Below are 19,468 nucleotides of genomic sequence, written 5' to 3'. Positions count from 1 at the left end.
CGCCCGGCCCGCCCGGCCATGATCGCCTGCGCGGCGCAGCCGATGCGCTCGAGGCCGCCGGAGAACATGGGGTTACCCGTGAGCGGGCCGCCGGTCGGGTTGACCGCCGTCGCGTCGGAGAGGCCGAGGGCCTCGCGCAGGATCAGCTCCTGATGGGTGAACGGCGCGTGCAGTTCGGCGACGTCGAACGCGGTGTCACCGCCGGTGACGGCCCGCGCGGCGGCCGACGCGGACGGCGCGGTCGTCAGGTCGCGGCCGCCGAGGTTCGGCGAGTCGATGCGATGCTCGATGCCCGTGATCCAGGCGGGGTTCTCGCACAGTTCACGGGCCCGGTCGCCGGCGGCGAGCACGATCGCGGCGGCGCCGTCGGTGACCGGCGCGCAGTCGTGCCCCCGCAGCGGATCGGCGACGTAGGGGCGGGCCAGCAGCTCCTCGACGTCGAAGTCGCCGCTGATCTGGGCGTTCGGGTTGTCCTTGGCGGCGGCCCGCGCGCGCACCGCGACCTGTGCCATGTCCTCCGCCGTCCACTTGCCGGCGTCGAGCCCGAACCGGGCCTGCAGCCCGGCGAGGGACACGGAATCGAGGCCGAGCGGGGCGACGAGGTACGGGTCGAGCTGCAGGCCGAGGACCTGACGCAGGGTGCCGGCCGACGACTTGCCGAAGCCGTACACCAGGGCGGTGTCGACCTCCCCGGTGATCAGCTTGACCCAGGCCTCGTACAGCGCCCAGGCGGCGTCCATCTCGACGTGGGATTCGTTGATCGGCGGCACCGCGCCGATCGCGTCCACGGCCGAGATGAACGAGAACGCCCGGCCCGCGAGATAATCGGACGAACCGGAGCACCAGAAACCGATGTCCGACTTGGTGATTCCCAGCTTCGAGTACAGCTCCCGGAAGCAGGGGACGAGCATTTCGACGCCGTTGGTGGTGCCGGTGGTCTCGCGCACGTGGGGTGCCTGCGCGAAGCCGACGACTGCGATGTCTGTCATGGTGGGCGCGGCTCCCTTACAGGTGGTGTTTGAAGGTCTCGTAGTCGGCGTCCGGTTCGCCGGTCGGCCGGAAGTACTCGATGTTGCGCAGCGTGTAGTCCCACTCCTCGCGCGGGCGCCACTTCGCCTCCACCCGCATGCCCATCCGGACGTCGGCGGCGTCGCACTCGAGGATCAGGTGCAGGAACGGGATGTCCGCACCGTCGAGCAGCACGTAGGCCGCGACGTACGGCGGCGTGATCTGCTGGCCGAGGAACGGCACGTTGACGATGCAGAACGTGGTGACGATGCCCTTGTCGGACACCTCGACCTGCTCCCGGGTGGGGATGCCGTCGGTGGGGTTCGCGCCGCGCGGCGGGATGTAGACCTTGCCGCCCGGTCCGGTGCGGCCGCCGATCAGCTTGCCCTCGGCCAGCGCGCGCAGGTAGTAGGACTCCTCGTAGGACGCGCTGTGCGTGTAGTGCAGATCCAGCGGCGTGATCATCATCGTCACCGGCTCGCCGGAGGCGTCCGTCCGGACCGTGACGGTCTCGGCCTCGCCCGGTTCGAAGGCTGCGATGTCACGAATGTGACCGGCGCGGTCGTCGGCCCACCGCACGCGTACCCGCATCCCGGTGCTCATGTCCTCGGGACCGGGGACGTCGACCGCGTGCAGCAGCGTCGTGTCGGCCCCGTCCAGCTGGATCAGCGCCCACGCGAACGGCCGGTCGAACGGCTGGCCCGGCAGCGGCTCGGGGTTCCACGTCCAGCTGCGCACCGTGCCGGACTGCCCCACCTCGACGAAGTCGGTGAGGGGTTCGTGGGTGACCGCGTCGAACTCCGGGGGCGGCACGAGGACGCGCCCGTCCGAGCCGCGGGCGCCGAGGATGCGCCCGTCGCGCAGGCCCGTGACGAACGCGCCGACGGTCGGCCCCGTGGATCGGGTGTAGTCGAACTTCAGGTTCAGTGGTGCGCTCAGCGGCTTCTCCGCGATCGCGCTCTTTCCCAGGCTCACAACTTCGAGTAGAACAGGTTCTAGAGATGGTGGCAAGGGTACCGTCCGAGCAGCGGTGTCCCCGGTCCGCCCCGAAAGGAATGGTGTGCAATGAAACTGGGTCTGCAACTCGGCTACTGGGGGGCGCAGCCGCCCGCGAACGCCGGCGAGCTCGTCGCCGCCGCCGAGGCGGAGGGTTTCGATGCGGTCTTCGCCGCGGAGTCGTGGGGCTCGGACGCGTTCACGCCGCTCGCGTGGTGGGGCTCGGGCACGCGGCGGGTGCGGCTCGGCACGTCCGTCGTGCAGATCTCCGGCCGCACCCCCACCAGTTGTGCCATGCACGCGATCACCCTCGACCACCTCAGCGGCGGGCGGCACATCCTGGGGCTCGGCGTGTCCGGGCCGCAGGTCGTCGAGGGGTGGTACGGCGAACCGTTCGCCAAGCCGCTCGCCCGCACCCGCGAGTACGTCTCGATCGTGCGCAAGGTGCTGGCCCGCCGGGAGCCGGTGACCAACCCGGGCCCGCACTACCCGCTGCCGTACGACGGACCCGGCGCCACCGGGCTCGGCAAGCCGCTCAAGCCGATCACGCACCCGCTGCGTGCCGACATCCCCATCTGGATCGGCGCCGAGGGACCCAAGAACGTCGCGCTGACCGCCGAGATCGCCGACGGCTGGCTCGCCATCTACTACTCCCCGCGCCTGGCCCCGATGTACGACGAGTGGCTCGACGAGGGCTTTGCCCGGCCCGGCGCCCGGCGCACCCGCGACGACTTCGAGATCGCCGCGACCTGCCAGGTCGTCGTCACCGACGACCGCACGGGGACCATCGCCGGCCTCAAGCCCGTCACCGCCCTGTACGTCGGAGGCATGGGCACCCCCGAACTCAACTTCCACGCCCAGGTGTACCGGCGCATGGGCTACGGGGACGTGGTCGACGAGGTGACCGCCCTGTTCCGCGCGGGCCGCAAGGACGAGGCCGCCGCCGCGATTCCCGACGAGATGGTCACCGAGACGATGATCATCGGCGACCGCGACGAGGTGCGCGCCGGCGTGAAGCGCTGGTCCGACGCCGGCGTGACGATGCTGCTCGTCAGCTGCCGCGACGCCGAGCACGTGCGCTCCCTGGCGGACGTCGTGCTGCGGTAGGCGCCCGCTTCCCCCGAGCGAATGTATCGTTCACCTCCTCAGATCGACGGGATGCCACATTCGCTCGGTGGGGAGGTTGTCCACAGTCGGCGAGTTGCTCCACAGATTCGACGAATGCACGCTCCGCGGCCACACGAATCCGATCGAGCGGCGCACTGTAGGTCCATGAGAAGGGGTGAGTGGGCGGGGGATCCGGAGGCACTGGGCCGGCTGGGCGACAGCGGTGTGGTTCGCGACGCCGTGCTTCGTCGTGTCGGAGTGTCGGGGTCGGCAATTCACGAGCGGTGCCGTCCGGGTGGTCCCTGGCAACGGCTGCTGCCGGGCATCGTGATGCTCGGAAACGGACCGGCGTCGGCTCGGCAACGCACGATCGCGGCCATGAAGTACGTCGGCGACGACGCCGTACTCACCGGACGATCGGCGCTCGGAGAACATGGACTGGCGGGAGAACAATACGACGTCCACGTGCTGCTCCCGGCGAATCGTCGCGTGCAGTCGGCCGGATTCGTCCTCGTCGAGCGGACAACCCGAATTCCGGACCCTTTGATACGTAATGGCATCCGGTGTGCTCCCATCGAACGTGCCCTGCTCGACGCCGCGCGCCGGTGCACCACTCTCGATGCGACGCGGTCGTTGATCGCCTCGGCCGTCCAGCGTGGAGCGGTGTCGGTGGCAGCGCTGCAGGAGGAACTGGCGGAGGGGAGCGGGCGGGGTTCGGCTCTGCCGCGGCGGGTGCTCCGGGAGGTGGATGCCAACGTCCACTCGGTGGCGGAGGCGAAGGCCCGGGAGCTGTGGGAACGCAGCGGTCTGCCCGAGATGGTGTTCAACCGCGATGTTCTCGACTCCCGGGGCGGGTTCATCGCACGACCTGACGGCTGGATCGACGACGTCGCGATGGCCTGGGACATCGACTCCCTCGCGTGGCACCTGTCGCCCAAGGCGTACAAGGACACGATCGAGCGCCGGACCCGCATGCAGAACGCGGGCATCATCGTGCTGCCGACGATCCCGAGTGCGGTGGAGCGGTCACCGAGGCGTGTCGTCGACGACCTGCGCCGGCACTACGAGCTCGCGGCCTCTCGGCCGCGGCCCGACGTGCGACTACGGACGGTGGCACCGGGCTGAGCGAATGGACCATACCGTCGGACTACGGAGGTGAGCGATACATTCGCTCGGCCCGGGCCTCCGGCCCGTCAGGCGCCGGTGAACTTCGGGGTGCGCTTCTCGGTGAACGCGCGGGGGCCTTCCTTGGCGTCGGCGCTCTTGAAGACCTCGGCGCCGAGTTTCGCGTCGATCTCGAAGGCTTCCTCCTCGTGCATGCCCTCGGTGTCGCGGATGGTCTTCAGGATGGCCTGGACGGCGAGGGGGCCGTTGGCGGCGATGGTCCCGGCGATTTCGAGGGCCTTGTCGAGAGCCTGGCCGTCGGGGACGACGTGGCCGATCAGGCCGATCTCCTTGGCCTCGGCGGCCTTGATGTGGCGGCCGGTGAGCAGGATGTCGGCGGCGATCGTGTAGGGGATCTGGCGGACGAGCCGCACCGCCGAGCCGCCGAGGGGGAACAGGCCCCACTTGGCCTCGGAGACACCGAACTTCGCGCTCTCCCCGGCGACGCGGATGTCGGTGCCCTGGAGGATCTCGGTGCCGCCGGCGATGGCCGGGCCCTCGACCGCGGCGATCAGCGGCTTGGTGAGGCGACGGCCCTTCAGCAGTGCGGGCAGCCTGGACAGATCCCAGCCACCGCCTTTGCCCTTCCCGTCGCTTCGCTCGCCCTGCTCGAACTTGTCGCCCGGGGCCGACCGATTCATCGCCTTGAGGTCGGCGCCCGCGCAGAACGCGCCGCCGGCGCCGGTCAGGATGGCCACCCGGATCTCCGGATCGTTGTCGACGCGGTCCCACGCCTCGGCCATGATCGCCATCATCTCGCCGGACAGGGCGTTGCGGGCCTCGGGCCGGTTCATGGTCACGATCAGGACCGAGCCGCGCTGCTCGACGAGGCAGTGCGGGGCGTCTGCCGAAATGCCGGAAACTTCCGATGCGGTGGTGGACACTGAGGACTCCTGAGGGGTTGTGAACTGGATCTCATCCGGGTCTTGTCAGAAACGGTAACACGTTCTACTTTTGTGACGTGGCCCTTAACATCGCAGACCTCGTAGAGCACGCAATCGACCTCGTTCCCGACCGCGTCGCGCTCGCGTCGGACGGACGTGAGGTCACCTACGCGCAGGTGGAGGAGCGCGCCAACCGGCTCGCCCACTATCTGCAGGAACGGGGCGTGAAGCCCGGTGACAAGGTGGGTATCTACTCCCGCAACACCATCGAAGCGATCGAGGCGATGGTCGCGGTGTTCAAGATTCGTGCCGTGATGGTGAACGTCAACTACCGGTACGTCGAGAACGAGTTGCAGTACATCTTCGACAACTCGGACATGGTCGCGCTCGTCCACGAGCGCCGTTACTCCGACAAGGTCGCCGCCGTGCTGCCGCACTGCCCGCAGATCCGCACCGTCGTCGTGGTCGACGACGGCACCGATCTCGACTACGCGAGCTACGGGGGCGTCGACTACGAGTCCGCGCTGGCTCAGGGCTCACCCGAGCGCGACTTCGGCGAACGCAGCGCCGACGACCTCTACATCCTCTACACCGGCGGCACCACCGGCAGCCCCAAGGGCGTGATGTGGCGGCAGGAGGACGTGTGGCGCGTACTCGGCGGCGGCATCAACTTCATGACGGGCGAATACGTCGCCGACGAATGGGAACTCGCAAAGACCGGTGCCGCGAGCCCGCCGCTGGTCCGTTTCCCGATCCCCCCGCTCATCCACGGCGGTGCCCAGTGGGCGGTGCTGCAGTCGCTGTTCAGCGGCGGCAAGGTGATCATGCATCCCGAGTTCGACGGCCACGAGGTGTGGCGCGTCATCGAGGAGCACAAGGTCAACGTCATCTTCATCACCGGCGACGCGATGGGCCGCCCGATGCTCGACGCGCTCGAGAGCGGACGTCCGGGAACCGGTGAGAAGTACGATCTTTCGTCCCTGTTCGCGATGGCGTCGAGCGCCGCGCTGTTCTCCCCGGCGCTGAAGGAACGCTTCCTGGACCTGATGCCCAACACGGTGATCACCGACTCGATCGGCTCGTCCGAGACCGGCTTCGGCGGACTCGGCATCGTCGCCAAGGGCCAGGCCCACTCGGGTGGCCCCACCGTCAAGATCGACGCCTCCACGGCCGTGATCGACGACGACGGAAATCCGGTCGAGGCCGGCTCCGGGCAGGTGGGCGTGCTCGCCCGCAAGGGCCACATCCCCATCGGCTACTACAAGGACGAGGTCAAGACCAAGGCGACCTTCCGCGAGTACCACGGCGTCCGCTACTCGATCCCGGGCGACCATGCGCGGGTCGAGGCCGACGGCACCGTCACCATGCTCGGCCGCGGGTCCGTCTGCATCAACACCGGTGGCGAGAAGGTGTTCCCCGAGGAGGTCGAGGGCGCCCTCAAGGCCCACCCGGACGTGTTCGACGTCCTCGTCGTCGGCGTGCCCGACGAGCGCTGGGGGCAGCGGGTGTCCGCCGTGATCGCGCCCCGCGCCGGTACCCGCCCGGCGCTGGCCGACCTCGTCGAGGTGGCCCGCACGCAGATCGCCAGCTACAAGATTCCGCGCAGTGTCTGGTACGTCGACGCCATCAAGCGTTCGCCGGCCGGCAAGCCCGACTACCGCTGGGCCAAGGAACAGACCGAGCAGCGCCCAGCGGACGACCACCACACCAACGGCTCCGCCGCGGCGAGCTAGAAGGGACCGGGATGCACACCGATCTCAGCAGGAAATTCGGCATCCAGTACCCGATCTTCGGGTTCACCCCGTCCGAGCACGTCGCCGCCGCGATCAGCCGGGCCGGTGGTCTCGGCGTCCTCGGCTGTGTCCGGTTCAACGACCCGGACGAGCTCGACGCCGTGCTCACCTGGATGGACGAGAACACCGACGGCAAGCCCTACGGGGTCGACGTCGTGATGCCCGCAAAGGTTCCCACCGAGGGCACCGCCGTCGACCTCGACAAGCTCATCCCCGCCGAGCACCGTGCCTTCGTCGAGCGCACCCTCGCCGAGCTCGGCGTGCCGCCGCTCGACGAGTCCGCCGAACACGCGGCCGGCGTCCTCGGCTGGCTGCACTCGGTCGCCCGCGCACATGTGGACGTCGCCCTCGAGCACCGGCCTGCGCTCATCGCCAACGCGCTCGGCTCCCCGCCGAAGGACGTGATCGACCTCGCCCACGAGAAGGGGGTGCCCGTCGCGGCGCTCGCCGGGGCGGTCGAGCATGCCCGGCGGCACGTCGAGAACGGCGTCGACATCGTCATCGCCCAGGGGTACGAGGCGGGCGGGCACACCGGCGAGGTGGCCTCGATGGTGCTCTGGCCCGAAATCGTGGACGCCCTCGGCGATTCGGCGGCGGTGCTTGCCGCCGGCGGTATCGGCTCCGGGCGGCAGGTCGCGGCCGCGCTCGCGCTCGGCGCGTCCGGGGTGTGGATGGGTTCCTACTGGCTCACCACCTCCGAATACAAGCTCGGCGCTGCCGCCGACGGCCCGTCGTCGGTCCAGCGGGCCCTGCTGGGCGCGACATCGTCGGACACCGTCCGCTCGCGGATCTACTCCGGCAAGCCCGCCCGCCTGCTCAAGACGAAGTGGACCGAGGCATGGTCGAAGCCCGATGCCCCGTCGCCGCTGCCGATGCCGTTGCAGAACCTGCTCGTGAGCGAAGCCCACCAGCGGATCGCCGCCGCGGACGATCCCGAGGTCGTCGCGATGCCCGTCGGGCAGATCGTCGGCCGGATGAACGAGATCCGGCCGGTCGCGGAGATCATGGCCGAGCTCGTCGAGGGGTACGAGCGGGCCGTGGACCGGTTGAACGCAGCACGGTGACGGACCGGTGGTGACCGTCTACGATCCCTTCGATCCGCAGTTCCTGGCCGACCCCTACCCGGCCTACCGGATGCTGCGGGACGAGGACCCGGTGCACCGCCACGTCAGCACCCGGAACGGCATTCCGCCGTTCCGGGTGCTGTCCCGTTTCGAGGACGTGTGGAACGCGGTGCGCGACACCGAGACCTACTCGTCCGCTGGGGGATTGACGTTCGTTCCCGACGAGATCGGCACACTGGGTCTCGCCCCGACGATCGTCATGCTCGACCCCCCGCGGCACGGGCAGCTGCGCAGCCTGATCGCGAAGGGGTTCACGCCCCGGCGCGTCGCGGCGCACGAGGACGCCGTGCGCGGGTTCGTCCGCGGCCGGCTCGATTCGTTCGCCGGGCGGCGCGAGGTCGATCTGCACCGCGAATTCTCCTCGACCGTACCGACGTTCGTCCTGGCGGAGATGCTCGGCGTGCCGGCGGCCGACCGGGCCCGGTTCGATCCGTGGGTCGCCGCGCTGACGGCGTTGCAGGACAGCGGATTCGACGTGGCCGCCATGAGCGCACCCGACGCCGTCGCCGAGATGTTCGAGTACTTCTCGCGCCTGATCGGCGAGCGCCGCCGCGAACCCGGCGACGACCTGATCAGCGCCCTGACCACCGTCGAGTCCGACGGCGAACTGCTCACCGACTGGGAGATCCTCGGGTTCTGCTTCGTCATGGTGGCCGGCGGCAACGACACCACCGGAAACCTGATCTCGCACGCCGTAATGCTGCTCGACACCGATCACCGCCAGCGCGACCTGCTCGTCGACGAGCCTTCCCGGATCCCGGGCGCGTTGACGGAGACGCTGCGGCTGGAGGGATCGGTGCAGGGACTCGCGCGCACCACCACCCGTGACGTCGAGTTGCACGGGGTGACGATTCCGGCCGGGGAGAAGGTGATGATGCTCTACGGCGCCGCCAATCGCGACGAACGCGAATTCGGCTACACCGCAGAGAAGTTCGACGTCACCCGGCCGATTCCGCGGCACCTCGGATTCTCCAGCGGTCCCCACTTCTGCATCGGCTCGCACCTGGCGAAGCTGCAGTCCCGGGTTGCGCTCGAGGAGTTGCTGGCCCGGTATCCCCACGTGTCGGTCGATCCGGCATCGGGGGTGCGTCTGCAGTCGTCGTTCACCCGCGGCTGGGTGAGCCTGCCCGCCCTCCTGCGTCAGCCGAGCGTGAGGTTGTGGCGGTGAGCGGGAGTATGTCGCGGCATCGTGCGGGTGCGTCGACCAGGATCCTCCCGCTCGGAACGAGAACCTCCGTGTCACGACCCACGGACACGCCGCGCGTTCGCGACGATCGCGTTGTGGACGAACCGCGGCAGCCCGGGCGCCAGCTCCTCCCACTCGGCGGTGGCGGCGTCGCCGGAGATATACAGGGCCGCGATCTCGCAGTGCTGCTGCGGACTGCACGGGCCGAACCAGCGTTCGAGGTGGCGGCGGTGCTGCTCGGCGGCATCCATCGCTACCGGTCCGTCCGCCGGCTCGCCCGCCGCGATCGCCTCGACGAACGCTCGGATGTCGGCGGCGGCCTCGGCCTTGATCGTCTCCCAGTCCTCCCTGGTGTGCCCCGCGGCGCGGTGCGCCGCCCGCTCCCACTGGTCGTGATTCGGCCAGTCCGGCTCGGTGGCCGCGAATCGTTCGGCGAACCGGTCGGTTCCGAAGATCTCCAGTTGCTCCTCAGGGGTGAGCGATACACCCGTGCGCCGCGCCTCGAGCTCGCGATCGAGCGCCGCGAGCAGACCGATGAGGTGGTCCCGGCGCTGTTCGAGAAGCCGCCGCTGGCGGCGGAGGTGATCGTCGACGGTCGCGCCCGGATCGGCGAGCATGTCGGCAATGGCATCGAGGCCGAAGTCGAGCGCGCGATAGAACAGGATGCGTCGCAGCCGCTCGACGTCGGCGGCCGAGTAGAGGCGGTGGTTGCCGGCGCTGCGTCCATGGGGCACGAGCAGGCCGATCCGGTCGTAGTGGTGGAGCGTGCGCACCGAGACGCCGGCCATCCGCGCGACGTCCCCGACCGTGTACTCGCCGTCCACACGTCGATGATGCGCCGTCACGGCCGGTGTCGTCGCGCCGCCCGGGCGTGGGCGACGGCGAGCAGGCCGGGGACCTGTGCGGCGGTGCGCACGCCCGGGTTCAGGATCGACACCCACCCCTGCGGCGCGTACACGGGATGGGGAAGCAGGAGATCGAGGGCGGTGTAGTCCACGGCGGCGCCGTGCCGCGCGTGCCCGGCCGGCGGGTAACCCAGCAGGTCGCGGAACTCGTCGCGGCCGACCGCGACGTTGAGCCGGAACACCCCCGTCCGGTAGAGGTGGGACGCGGTGTCGAAGCCGTCGTAGTCGTGGACGACGACCGTGGCGAACGGGAACCTGCGGTCGGCGGGGGTGGTGCCGTCCGGATCGAAGAACAGGAAGGTGTCGCCCCACGCCTGCCGGGGCGCGCCGTTGTCCTCCCCGGCCGTCGTCGCCACCACCCCGGGCAGGGCCGCCGCGACGTCGATGATGTCGTCCACCGTGAGGGATCGGGGTTCGTTCGTCGTCATGGGGCGGACGCTACGACCTGACGCAACGTCAGGTTCAAGTCCTCGTGCCGGATCGCCTATCGGCCCGATCCGGTGACCTGCGGCTGCAACTCGGCCGCCAGGTCGTCGGTCAGCGGCGTGAACTCGCGCTCGCCGCGGCGGCGGACCCATACCGGGTCGGCGCAGTGCCACCGCTCGGCGCTGAGTGTGCGGGTGAGGATCTTGAACGTGGCGGTGCGCGGGAAGTCCCGGCACACCCGGATCAGCGTCGGCAGCTGCTTGGGGCCGAGATCGCCCTGCGCGTCGAGGAACCCGGCGAGTGCGACGGGGTCGAACGCGGAATCCGCGGTCGGGATGACCGCGGCCATCACCCGGTCGCCGACCTGCGGATCCGGGACCGCGTAGACCGAGACCTGCGCGAAGCCCGGGTAGCGGAGCAGGGCCCGCTCGATCGGAGCGGCCGCGATGTTCTCGCCGTCGACGCGCATCCAGCCGGAACTGCGGCCGGCGAAGTAGACGAACCCGTCGGCGTCGGCGTAGCCGAGATCGCCGCTGTGGTACCGGCCGTCGCGCACCCGCTCGGCGTCGGCCTCCGGGTTCTTGTAGTAGCCGGCGAACAGTCCGGCCCCGGCGACGTTGACGAGCTCACCGGTCGCGACGTCGGCGTTGAGGATGCGGCCGTCGGCATCGAACTCGGCGACCGGACAGGGCGATCCGGTGTCCGGTTCGAGGATCCGCACGCCCTCGGGCAGCCGTCCCAGCGCCCCGGGCGGCGCATCGGGCGCCGCGGAGATCGAGATGCCGCCCTCGGTGGAGCCGAACCCGTCGACGACCGTCGCGCCGAACCGCCGGCGGAACTCGGCGATCGCGGGCGCCGTGCCCTCGTTGCCGTACATGATGCGCAGGGGATTGTCCGCCTCGCCGGGCTCCTCCGGGGTGGCGACGATGTAGGACAACGGCTTTCCCACGTAGTTGGCGTAGGTGACGCCGAAGCGGCGCACGTCCGGCAGGAAGCCGGAGGCGGAGAACCTGCGCCGCAGGGCGATCCCGGCCCCGGCCGCCAGCGCCACCGCCCAGCCGGCCATCATCGCGTTGGAGTGGAACATCGGCATCGACACGTACACGACGTCGTCGGCGCCGAGACCGAACCGTTCCGCGAGCATCACTCCGGGGCCGGTGATCTTCTCGTGGGTGCAGCACACGGCCTTCGGGTCGCCGCTGGTGCCGGACGTGAAGATCAGCATGAACAGATCGGTCGCGGCGACGGGCGCCGGCGCGGCGGTGGAACCGGTGTGGGGAGCGAGCAGATCGGCCCACTCGGCGGAGTCGACGTCGATCACCCGGACGCCGCCGAGGTCGAGTCCGTCCAGCAGCCGCGCGTTCGCGGCCTCGGTGAACACCACCTGGCAGTCCGCGAGCGCGATGTCGCGGGCGAGGGCCTGCCCGCGACGGGTGGTGTTCAGCCCGACCACCACCGAGCCGGACAGCGCCGCGGCGCCGAGCAGCATCGAGAACTCCGGCACGTTGTCCATGAGGATCCCGAAGTGCCGGGGTCTGCGTGGGTCGAGCAGTTCGTGCAACAGGGCGGCCCGGTCCCGGCCGGCCTGCACGTGCTCGCGCCACGACAGCGACATGTTCTCGAACTGCAGGCCACGATCGTCGACGGTGGCGAGCCGTTCGAGGAGCGCGGTCACGGTGGGGACGTCGGTCATGCCGGCATCCTGGGGCATCGCCGCGGCGGGTGGGGTGCCGGTTCCGCTGATCGGGACGCTCACGCCGGCGCCTCCGCGAGGGACGCGCCGAGGTGCCGCAGCTGCGCGGTGGCCGACCCGAGGTGGAACTCGTGGTGTTTGGCGGCCAGGAAGTACCGGTGCACGGGGTGGTCCTCGTCCAGGCCGACTCCGCCGTGGACGTGTACGAGTGTGTGCGCAACGCGGTGCCCGGCGTCGGCGGCCCAGAACGCGGCCGTGCGCAGCTCCCCGGTGTCGGGCAGCCCGGCCTCCGCGCGGAAGGCCGCCTGCCACAGGGTGAGCCGGGCGCCCTTGACGTCGATGTAGGCGTCGGCGAGCCGCTGGGCCACCGCCTGGAAGCTGCCGATGGGCCGATCGAACTGCACCCGCTCGCGGGCGTACCCGGCGGTGAGTTCGAGCGCCCGGTCGAGCACCCCGTACTGGTATGCGGCCGAGCCGAGCAGCCCGCGGTCGCGCAGCCACACGGTGACCGCGTGGCCGTCGGTGCCGAGCGCGCGGTCCCCGGGCACGGAGGCCGCGGCGAGGGTGAGCGTCCCGAGGCAGCCGAGGCCGGTGTCGTACTGGCGGGTCACGGTCACGCCGGGATCGCCGGGACGGACGAGGAGCACGGTGACGCCGTCGGGGGTCGAGGCCGGCACGAGGAACAGGTCCGCGGCGGGCGCGGCGTCGACGAGGATCTTGGTGCCGTCGACGATCCATCCGCCGTCGGCGCGACGTGCCATGGTGGTCGGCGACGTGGGGTCGTCGTTCAGTTCCTCCTCGAGGGCGGTGGTGAGGATCTTCTCGCCGGTGGCGGCGGGTTCGCCCCAGTCGCGACGCTGCGCGTCGCTGCCGAACTCGGCGACAGCGGCGGCGGACACGACGATCGAGGACAGGTAGGGGACGGCGGCGACGCCGCGGCCGAGTTCGGTGAGGATGCTCGTCTGTTCGAGCGGTCCGAAGCCGTCGCCGCCGACGGACTCGGGCAGTGCCGCGCCGAGGATGCCCGAGGAGGCGAGCGCGTCCCACAGGGTGTGGTCGATGCGGTCGTCGGCGGCGTCGAGCCGGCGCAGGTGGTCGTTGGTGACGATCTCGGTGACGATGCGGCGGGTGAGGCCGGCGAGGTCCTGCTGCGCCTCGGTGAGGGTGAAGTCCACGGTTTGTCCCTTCCGGTGGAGTGTCAGCGCTTGGCGGGTGGCTGTCCGAGGGCGGTCATCGCGATGATGTCGCGCTGGACCTCGTTGGTGCCGCCGCCGAAGGTGAGGATCAGGGAGCTGCGATGCATCCGTTCGAGCCGGCCCCGCAGCAGCACGCCCGGGGAGTTCTGCCGCAGCGTGGCCGACGGGCCGAGGATCTCCATCAGCAGGCGGTAGGCCTCGGTGGCGAACTCGGTGCCGAACACCTTGTTCGCCGACGCCGGTGCGGGTCCGAGCGGCGCAGTGCTGGAAGCGATCTCCCAGTTCATCAGCTTCAGGTACTCGGCCTTGGCGTGGACCCGGGCCAGGTTGATCTGCACCCATTCCTGATCGAGGACGCGGCGGCCGTCGGGCAGGCGGGTGTGCTGCGCCCACGCGCGCACTTCCTGCAGCGCGGTGAGGATCGGGCCCGCGGAGGTGAGCGCGACGCGTTCGTGGTTGAGCTGGTTGGTGATCAGCGCCCAGCCGCCGTTCTCCGCGCCGACGAGCGCGGACGCCGGGACGCGCACGTCCTGGTAATAGGTGGCGCTGGTGTCGGGGCCGGCCATGGTGTGCACGGGCGTGTACGAGAACCCCTCGGCGGTGGTGGGCACGATGAGGACGCTGATGCCCTTGTGCTTCCGGGCATTCGGATCGGTGCGGCACGCGAGCCACACGTAGTCGGCGTAGGCGATCAGGCTCGTCCACATCTTCTGGCCGTTGATCACCCACTCGTCGCCGTCGCGCACGGCGGTGGTGCGCAGCGACGCGAGATCCGTGCCCGCCTCGGGCTCGGAGTAGCCGATGGAGAAGTGCAGCTCGCCGGCGGAGATCCTCGGCAGGAAGAACTCCTTCTGCTCGGGCGTGCCGAAGTGCATGATCGTGGGCGCCACCGAGTTGACGGTGAGGAACGGGACCGGCGCGCCGGCGATCGCGGCCTCGTCGGTGAAGATGAGCTGGTCCATGGCCGAACGGTTCTGCCCGCCGTACTCCTCGGGCCAGCCGAGCGTGAGCCAGCCGTCCTTGCCCATCTGCTGGACGACCTCCCGGTACACGTTGCCGGCGCCGTACTCGCCCGTGGTCGCGGCGAGCGCCTCCCGTCGTTCGGGGGTCATCAGGTCGGCGAAGTAGGCGCGCAACTGCGCGCGGAGTTCCTCTTGCTGCGGGGTGTACGCGATGTCCACGAACCGCTCCGTTCGTCGGGTAGGCAGCTGGTCGACGGCCGAGGACCGGGACCGGCTCGGCGATGTTCCCGAATCATTGCACAGAACTGAAACGCGTTCTAGCCTGGTTTTCGAGCCGTCGCGCCAGCCCGCGCGTCCGGCGCCCGATCGGTCGAGCAAGCGAGAAGCGAGGTCTGTTCATGGAGGTCAAGGTCGACTTCGATCGTTGCGAGGCGAACGGCGTGTGTGTGGGAATCGCGCCCGAGGTGTTCGATCTGAACGACGACGACGAGCTGGTCGTCACGCACCCCATCTCGCCGGAGCGGGAGGAGGACGTGCGCACGGCAATCGCCCAGTGCCCGCGTGCGGCGCTGAGCGAGGCCTGACGGCGCCCCTTGTCAGAAACGAGAACACGTTCTACATTTCCGGGGGTCGCCGGAATCCGCGGCGACCAGGAGCGCGGCGGCCCCGGGTGGGCCGCCCGACATCGCTAGGGAGAGCGCGTCCATGAGTGCAACCGGCAACGGTCTCGGCCCCGCAGGAAACGGTGCGACGGACGAGGGGGGCCTGGGTCTCGACGGCAAGGTCGCCGTCGTCACCGGCGCCGGTGCCGGGCTCGGCCGGGCGGAGGCCGTCGCGCTGGCCCGGGCCGGCGCCGCGGTGGTCGTCAACGATCTCGCGGCGACCGATGCCGTCGAGGACACTCTCGCCGAGATCCGCGACCTCGGCGCCGATGCGGCGTTCGTCGCCGGCAGCGTCGCGGAACGTGCCACGGCCGACGCGCTGCTCGCGACGGCACAGGAACGCTTCGGCGGCCTCGACATCGTCGTCAACAACGCCGGAATCGTGCGGGACCGCATGCTGTTCAACATGTCCGACGAGGACTGGGATGCGGTGATCGCCGTGCACCTGCGCGGCCATTTCCTGCTGTGCCGCAACGCGGCGGCGTACTGGCGTGGCGAGTCCAAGAAGGCCGGCGGTCCCGTCTACGGCCGGATCGTCAACACGTCCTCCGAGGCCGGCCTGCTCGGCCCCGAGGGGCAGGCCAACTACGGCGCCGCCAAGGCGGGAATCACGGCACTCACCCTCTCCGCCGCGCGGGGCCTGTCCCGGTACGGGGTGCGCGCCAACGCCATCTGCCCGCGGGCCCGCACCGCGATGACGGAGGGCGTCTTCGGTGCCGCGCCCGAGGGGGAGGTGGATCCACTGTCGCCCGAGCACGTCTCGGCACTGGTCGCCTACCTGGCGTCGCCCGCGGCGGACCGGATCAACGGCCAGGTCTTCGTCGTCTACGGCCCGATGGTCGCGCTCATGGCCGCGCCCGTCGTCGAGCAGCGCTTCGACGCGGACGTCCGGTGGACCCCGGAGAGCCTCGCCGAACGGGTCGGCGGCTACTTCGGCGACCGGGACCCCGCCCGTAACTTCTCGGCCGCGCAGGCGCTCGCCCTCTGACGTCCCACTAGGCGGTACCCGAAGTGACATGCAACGTTGTCCTTCGGTAATATCGCGCCGTCCGGGGCCGATCCGGCTAGTGTCGGCCCGACCCCGGGCTCGCGTGTCGTCCGGCGATGCGGGCGCGTGAACGCGCGGTCGGAGGCCGCTCGGAGATCGTGTAGTACCTGTTCTAGTTTTGCGTCCCGCGACGCGGTTCGCGAAGGGGCGGCCGGCGCGGTTCCCGACCGAGTTCGGTCCCGTGGACGGGCGGCGGATCCGATCTCGCGGTCCACTGAATTCCCAGTTCGAACCCCGATTTTCCGCTCGACGCGAGCGCCGCCGGTTCGGTCGGTGCGGCGGGGCTCCCGCCCGCAGAGGTAGCCGTGTCACGCCGCGCCGCAGTGGTCTTTGACACGTGAACACGTTCTAGTTAGTATGACGCGGGTCACAAGCTGACCCCTCGCCGGCCTCGGCCGGCGAGCGAACCAACGGAGGAGGAGACGGTGGTAGACCTCCTCGAGGTACCGCTCCGCGCGGTCGGTGGATTCTTCGCGATGACGGGCGAGACCGCCCGGGCCGTGTTCTCCCGGCCCTTCCAGCGACGCGAGTTCGTCGATCAGGCATGGTTCGTCGCGCGGGTCTCCCTCGTGCCGACGGTCCTCGTCGCGGTGCCGTTCACCGTCCTGGTCAGCTTCACCCTCAACATCCTGCTGCGCGAGATCGGTGCCGCCGACCTCAGCGGCGCCGGCGCCGCACTCGGCGCGGTCACCCAGGTCGGCCCGATGGTCACCGTGCTCATCGTCGCCGGTGCCGGCGCCACCGCCATTTGCGCGGACCTCGCCGCCCGCACCATCCGAGAGGAGATCGATGCGATGCGCGTGCTCGGCATCAACCCGATCCACCGCCTCGTCGTGCCCCGGGTCCTCGCGTCCACCGTCGTGGCGCTGCTGCTCAACGGGCTGGTGTGCACCATCGGCATCCTGGGCGGCTTCGCGTTCTCCGTCTTCCTCCAGGACGTGAACCCCGGCGCCTTCGTCAACGGCATCACCCTGCTCACCGGCTTCGGCGAACTCGTGATCTCCCAGGTCAAGGCCGGCCTGTTCGGCATGATCGCCGGCCTCGTCGCCGCCTACCTCGGCCTCAACGTCAAGGGTGGCGCCAAGAGCGTCGGCGACGCCGTCAACCAGACGGTCGTGTTCGCCTTCATGGCATTGTTCGTGGTCAACCTTCTCGTCACCGCCGTCGGCATCAAGCTGACGGGCGGGTGACCGGCACGGCGGTGATGTAGATGGCAGTGATCTCCTGGCGCTTCCCCCGCGTGCGGCGCCGTGTCGCCCGCGCCTCCGACTCCGTGGACCGGCTCGGCGAGCAGGCGCTCTTCTTCGGCAAGGCGCTCGGATACGCCCCGCGCGCGATCACGCACTACCCGAAGGAGACGGTCCGGCTGATCGCCGAGATCAGCATGGGCACCGGTGCGCTCGCCGTGATCGGCGGAACGGTCGTCATCGTCGGCTTCCTGACCCTGTTCACCGGCGGGATCATCGCCGTGCAGGGCTTCAGTTCCCTCGGCAACATCGGCGTCGAGGCGCTCACGGGCTTCTTCGCCGCCTTCATCAACGTCCGCATCGCGGCGCCCACCATCGCGGGCATCGGCCTGGCCGCCACCATCGGCGCCGGCTCGACCGCCCAGCTCGGCGCCATGCGGGTCTCGGAGGAGATCGACGCGCTCGAGGTCATGGCGATCCCGTCGATCCCGTATCTCGTGAGCACCCGCGTGATGGCGGGGATGATCGCGATCGTCCCGCTGTATTCGCTGGCGGTGATCGCCTCGTTCATCGCCAGCCGCTTCGCGACCGTCGTGCTCTACGGCCAGTCCGCGGGCGTGTACGACCACTACTTCGACACGTTCCTCATCCCCACCGACATCCTGTGGTCGTTCGTGCAGGCCATCGTCATGGCGGTCGCCGTCATGCTGATCCACACCTACTACGGCTTCAACGCCGGTGGCGGCCCGGTCGGTGTCGGCGTCGCCGTCGGCAACGCCGTGCGCGCATCCCTGATCGCCGTGGTGACCGTGACCCTGCTCATCTCGCTCGCGGTGTACGGGGCGACCGGCAACTTCAACCTGTCGGGATAGGCGCATGGACACACCTTCCTGGAAGAAGAAACTCGCGGCCCTCGGTCTCGTCGGGGGACTCACCGTCGCCGTCGCGCTGGCGCTGCTGATGTTCGCCGGTGCCTTCACCGCCACCACCCCGGTCACGGTCACCTCGGCGCGGTCCGGCCTGGTGCTGGAGCCCGACGCGAAGGTCAAGCTCCGCGGTGTCGAGGTGGGCCGGGTCCGGTCCGTCGAGCACACCCCCGACGGCGCGCTGCTGCAGCTCGCGATGGATCCCGGCCAGCTGCACCTGGTGCCGTCCAACGTGCGCGTGGCCATCGAGTCCACCACCGTGTTCGGCGCGAAGTTCGTCAATCTGCTCATGCCGGACGATCCGTCGCCGGTGCCGCTCCAGGAGGGCGCGATCATCGCGGCCGAGAACGTCACCGTCGAGTTCAACACGGTCTTCCAGCACCTGTCCGACGTGCTCGCGCAGGTCCAGCCGGAGAAGCTCAACGCCACCCTCGGGGCGATCTCCGAGGCCCTCAACGGTCGCGGCGACACCCTCGGCGCCACCCTCGTCGAGGCCGACGACTATCTCGCGACGATGAATCCCTCGCTGCCGCAACTGCAGTACGACCTCGCCGTGGCCGCCGACGTCACCAACCTGTACGCCGACGTCGCGCCCGACGTGATGAACCTGCTCGACAACGCCACCTCGATCGGCAACACCGTCGTCGACGAGCAGGCCAACCTGGACCTGATGCTGATGAACGTCACCGGCCTGGCGAACACCGGTCGCGACGTCCTCGGCGAGAACGAGGCGCAGCTGACCTCGGCGCTGGACCTGCTGACGGAGACCACGACGCTGCTCGGCGAGTACTCGCCGGAGCTGACGTGCTTCATCATCGGGCTCAACGACGCGCGAATCGCCTTCGAGCCCATGGCCGGAACCGGCAAGTACCCGGCCCTGATGCTGAGCACGAACTTCCTGGGCGGCGCCACCATGTACGACCACGAGAAGGACCTGCCGGTGGTGGGCGCGACGGGTGGGCCGAACTGCCACGGGCTGCCGGCCTTCGATCCCAAGCGCGACGGCCACGCCCCCTTCGTCGTCGCCGACACCCATCCCGTGCCGTTCCACCCGAACACCGAGACGTGGGTGCGGTACCCGACGATCTTCGGTTTCCTGTTCGGCGACATGCTCCCGGGAGGCGAGTGAGATGCCGGAGTCGCAGAGGCGGACGTGGACGCGCCCGGTGGGCCGGGCGCCGCGGGGAAGCGGGGTGATCCG

General features: G+C 70.1%; 18 protein-coding genes. 10 read left to right on the top strand and 8 right to left on the bottom strand.

Going from position 1 to position 19,468, the window contains the following annotated elements; genetic code table 11:
• Positions 1-989: thiolase domain-containing protein (locus tag G6039_RS17550; protein ID WP_164528089.1), on the bottom strand; the 989-nt coding region annotated here is incomplete at its 3' end.
• A 16-nt stretch (positions 990-1,005) separates the two neighbouring features.
• On the bottom strand, positions 1,006-1,983 hold the full coding sequence (locus G6039_RS17545; protein ID WP_006937828.1) for a Zn-ribbon domain-containing OB-fold protein: 978 nt from the start codon (positions 1,981-1,983) through the stop codon (positions 1,006-1,008).
• A 90-nt stretch (positions 1,984-2,073) separates the two neighbouring features.
• On the opposite strand from G6039_RS17545, the gene G6039_RS17540 reads away from it, so the two are divergent.
• Positions 2,074-3,111 carry an LLM class F420-dependent oxidoreductase gene (locus G6039_RS17540; RefSeq protein ID WP_006937830.1) on the top strand — a complete coding sequence of 346 codons (1,038 nt, stop codon included), beginning with the start codon at positions 2,074-2,076 and terminating at the stop codon, positions 3,109-3,111.
• Between the two features lie 165 nt (positions 3,112-3,276).
• The gene (locus G6039_RS17535) at positions 3,277-4,236 is read left to right on the top strand and encodes a nitrite reductase large subunit NirB family protein (RefSeq protein WP_029541024.1); all 960 of its coding nucleotides are present in this window, start codon (positions 3,277-3,279) and stop codon (positions 4,234-4,236) included.
• A 68-nt stretch (positions 4,237-4,304) separates the two neighbouring features.
• On the opposite strand, the gene G6039_RS17530 is transcribed toward G6039_RS17535, so the two are convergent.
• Entirely contained in the window at positions 4,305-5,159 is an 855-nt protein-coding gene (locus G6039_RS17530) for a crotonase/enoyl-CoA hydratase family protein (protein WP_006937836.1), read from the bottom strand.
• Between the two features lie 77 nt (positions 5,160-5,236).
• On the opposite strand from G6039_RS17530, the gene G6039_RS17525 reads away from it, so the two are divergent.
• Genes G6039_RS17525 through G6039_RS17515 form a run of 3 tightly spaced genes read left to right on the top strand, consistent with a single transcriptional unit; the run spans position 5,237 to position 9,244 of the window.
• The gene (locus G6039_RS17525; RefSeq protein ID WP_043797480.1) at positions 5,237-6,892 is read left to right on the top strand and encodes an acyl-CoA synthetase; all 1,656 of its coding nucleotides are present in this window, start codon (positions 5,237-5,239) and stop codon (positions 6,890-6,892) included.
• Between the two features lie 11 nt (positions 6,893-6,903).
• Positions 6,904-8,016 carry an NAD(P)H-dependent flavin oxidoreductase gene (locus tag G6039_RS17520; protein WP_043797477.1) on the top strand — a complete coding sequence of 371 codons (1,113 nt, stop codon included), beginning with the start codon at positions 6,904-6,906 and terminating at the stop codon, positions 8,014-8,016.
• 10 nt (positions 8,017-8,026) lie between these two features.
• A complete protein-coding gene (locus tag G6039_RS17515; protein WP_235194017.1) occupies positions 8,027-9,244 on the top strand; it encodes a cytochrome P450 in 1,218 nt (405 codons plus the stop codon).
• A gap of 71 nt (positions 9,245-9,315) precedes the next feature.
• On the opposite strand, the gene G6039_RS31280 is transcribed toward G6039_RS17515, so the two are convergent.
• Genes G6039_RS31280 through G6039_RS17490 form a run of 5 tightly spaced genes read right to left on the bottom strand, consistent with a single transcriptional unit; the run spans position 9,316 to position 14,663 of the window.
• Positions 9,316-10,086, bottom strand: coding sequence for a MerR family transcriptional regulator (locus G6039_RS31280; protein WP_006937844.1), 771 nt, complete (start codon positions 10,084-10,086; stop codon positions 9,316-9,318).
• 17 nt (positions 10,087-10,103) lie between these two features.
• Complete coding sequence (locus G6039_RS17505; RefSeq protein WP_006937846.1) at positions 10,104-10,595, bottom strand: DUF6194 family protein; 492 nt, start codon at positions 10,593-10,595, stop codon at positions 10,104-10,106.
• Positions 10,596-10,651: 56 nt separating this feature from the next.
• Positions 10,652-12,286, bottom strand: coding sequence for a long-chain-fatty-acid--CoA ligase (locus G6039_RS17500; protein ID WP_029541037.1), 1,635 nt, complete (start codon positions 12,284-12,286; stop codon positions 10,652-10,654).
• Between the two features lie 59 nt (positions 12,287-12,345).
• Positions 12,346-13,461 carry an acyl-CoA dehydrogenase family protein gene (locus tag G6039_RS17495; RefSeq protein WP_029541040.1) on the bottom strand — a complete coding sequence of 372 codons (1,116 nt, stop codon included), beginning with the start codon at positions 13,459-13,461 and terminating at the stop codon, positions 12,346-12,348.
• Positions 13,462-13,484: 23 nt separating this feature from the next.
• Entirely contained in the window at positions 13,485-14,663 is a 1,179-nt protein-coding gene (locus G6039_RS17490; protein WP_029541042.1) for an acyl-CoA dehydrogenase family protein, read from the bottom strand.
• Positions 14,664-14,842: 179 nt separating this feature from the next.
• Between G6039_RS17490 and G6039_RS17485 the strand changes: the two genes are divergently transcribed.
• The 5 genes from G6039_RS17485 to G6039_RS17465 all read left to right on the top strand — a co-directional run bounded on the left by G6039_RS17485 (position 14,843) and on the right by G6039_RS17465 (position 19,396).
• Positions 14,843-15,028, top strand: a complete 186-nt coding sequence (locus tag G6039_RS17485; RefSeq protein ID WP_029541045.1) for a ferredoxin — start codon at positions 14,843-14,845, stop codon at positions 15,026-15,028.
• Between the two features lie 121 nt (positions 15,029-15,149).
• On the top strand, positions 15,150-16,094 hold the full coding sequence (locus G6039_RS17480) for a 3-oxoacyl-ACP reductase (RefSeq protein ID WP_029541047.1): 945 nt from the start codon (positions 15,150-15,152) through the stop codon (positions 16,092-16,094).
• 485 nt (positions 16,095-16,579) lie between these two features.
• Entirely contained in the window at positions 16,580-17,344 is a 765-nt protein-coding gene (locus tag G6039_RS17475) for an MlaE family ABC transporter permease (protein WP_006937862.1), read from the top strand.
• 20 nt (positions 17,345-17,364) lie between these two features.
• The gene (locus G6039_RS17470) at positions 17,365-18,213 is read left to right on the top strand and encodes an MlaE family ABC transporter permease (protein WP_029541049.1); all 849 of its coding nucleotides are present in this window, start codon (positions 17,365-17,367) and stop codon (positions 18,211-18,213) included.
• A gap of 4 nt (positions 18,214-18,217) precedes the next feature.
• The gene (locus tag G6039_RS17465) at positions 18,218-19,396 is read left to right on the top strand and encodes an MCE family protein (RefSeq protein ID WP_006937867.1); all 1,179 of its coding nucleotides are present in this window, start codon (positions 18,218-18,220) and stop codon (positions 19,394-19,396) included.
• The last annotated feature ends 72 nt before the right edge of the window (positions 19,397-19,468 follow it).

It is taken from the genome of Rhodococcus aetherivorans (genome assembly GCF_011058165.1).
Taxonomy (GTDB): domain Bacteria; phylum Actinomycetota; class Actinomycetes; order Mycobacteriales; family Mycobacteriaceae; genus Rhodococcus; species Rhodococcus aetherivorans.
The sequence above is the reverse complement of the archived record's forward strand: the minus strand, read 5'-3'. Positions and strand labels throughout refer to the sequence as shown.

Bases quoted from the DNA above. Each gene is read 5' to 3' on its own strand.
- G6039_RS17540 (WP_006937830.1), top strand. From the start codon at position 2,074: ATGAAACTGGGTCTGCAACTCGGCTACTGGGGGGCGCAGCCGCCCGCG.
- G6039_RS17535 (WP_029541024.1), top strand. From the start codon at position 3,277: ATGAGAAGGGGTGAGTGGGCGGGGGATCCGGAGGCACTGGGCCGGCTG.
- G6039_RS17520 (WP_043797477.1), top strand. From the start codon at position 6,904: ATGCACACCGATCTCAGCAGGAAATTCGGCATCCAGTACCCGATCTTC.
- G6039_RS17505 (WP_006937846.1), bottom strand. From the start codon at position 10,595: ATGACGACGAACGAACCCCGATCCCTCACGGTGGACGACATCATCGAC.
- G6039_RS17500 (WP_029541037.1), bottom strand. From the start codon at position 12,286: ATGACCGACGTCCCCACCGTGACCGCGCTCCTCGAACGGCTCGCCACC.
- G6039_RS17485 (WP_029541045.1), top strand. From the start codon at position 14,843: ATGGAGGTCAAGGTCGACTTCGATCGTTGCGAGGCGAACGGCGTGTGT.
- G6039_RS17480 (WP_029541047.1), top strand. From the start codon at position 15,150: ATGAGTGCAACCGGCAACGGTCTCGGCCCCGCAGGAAACGGTGCGACG.
- G6039_RS17470 (WP_029541049.1), top strand. From the start codon at position 17,365: ATGGCAGTGATCTCCTGGCGCTTCCCCCGCGTGCGGCGCCGTGTCGCC.
- G6039_RS17465 (WP_006937867.1), top strand. From the start codon at position 18,218: ATGGACACACCTTCCTGGAAGAAGAAACTCGCGGCCCTCGGTCTCGTC.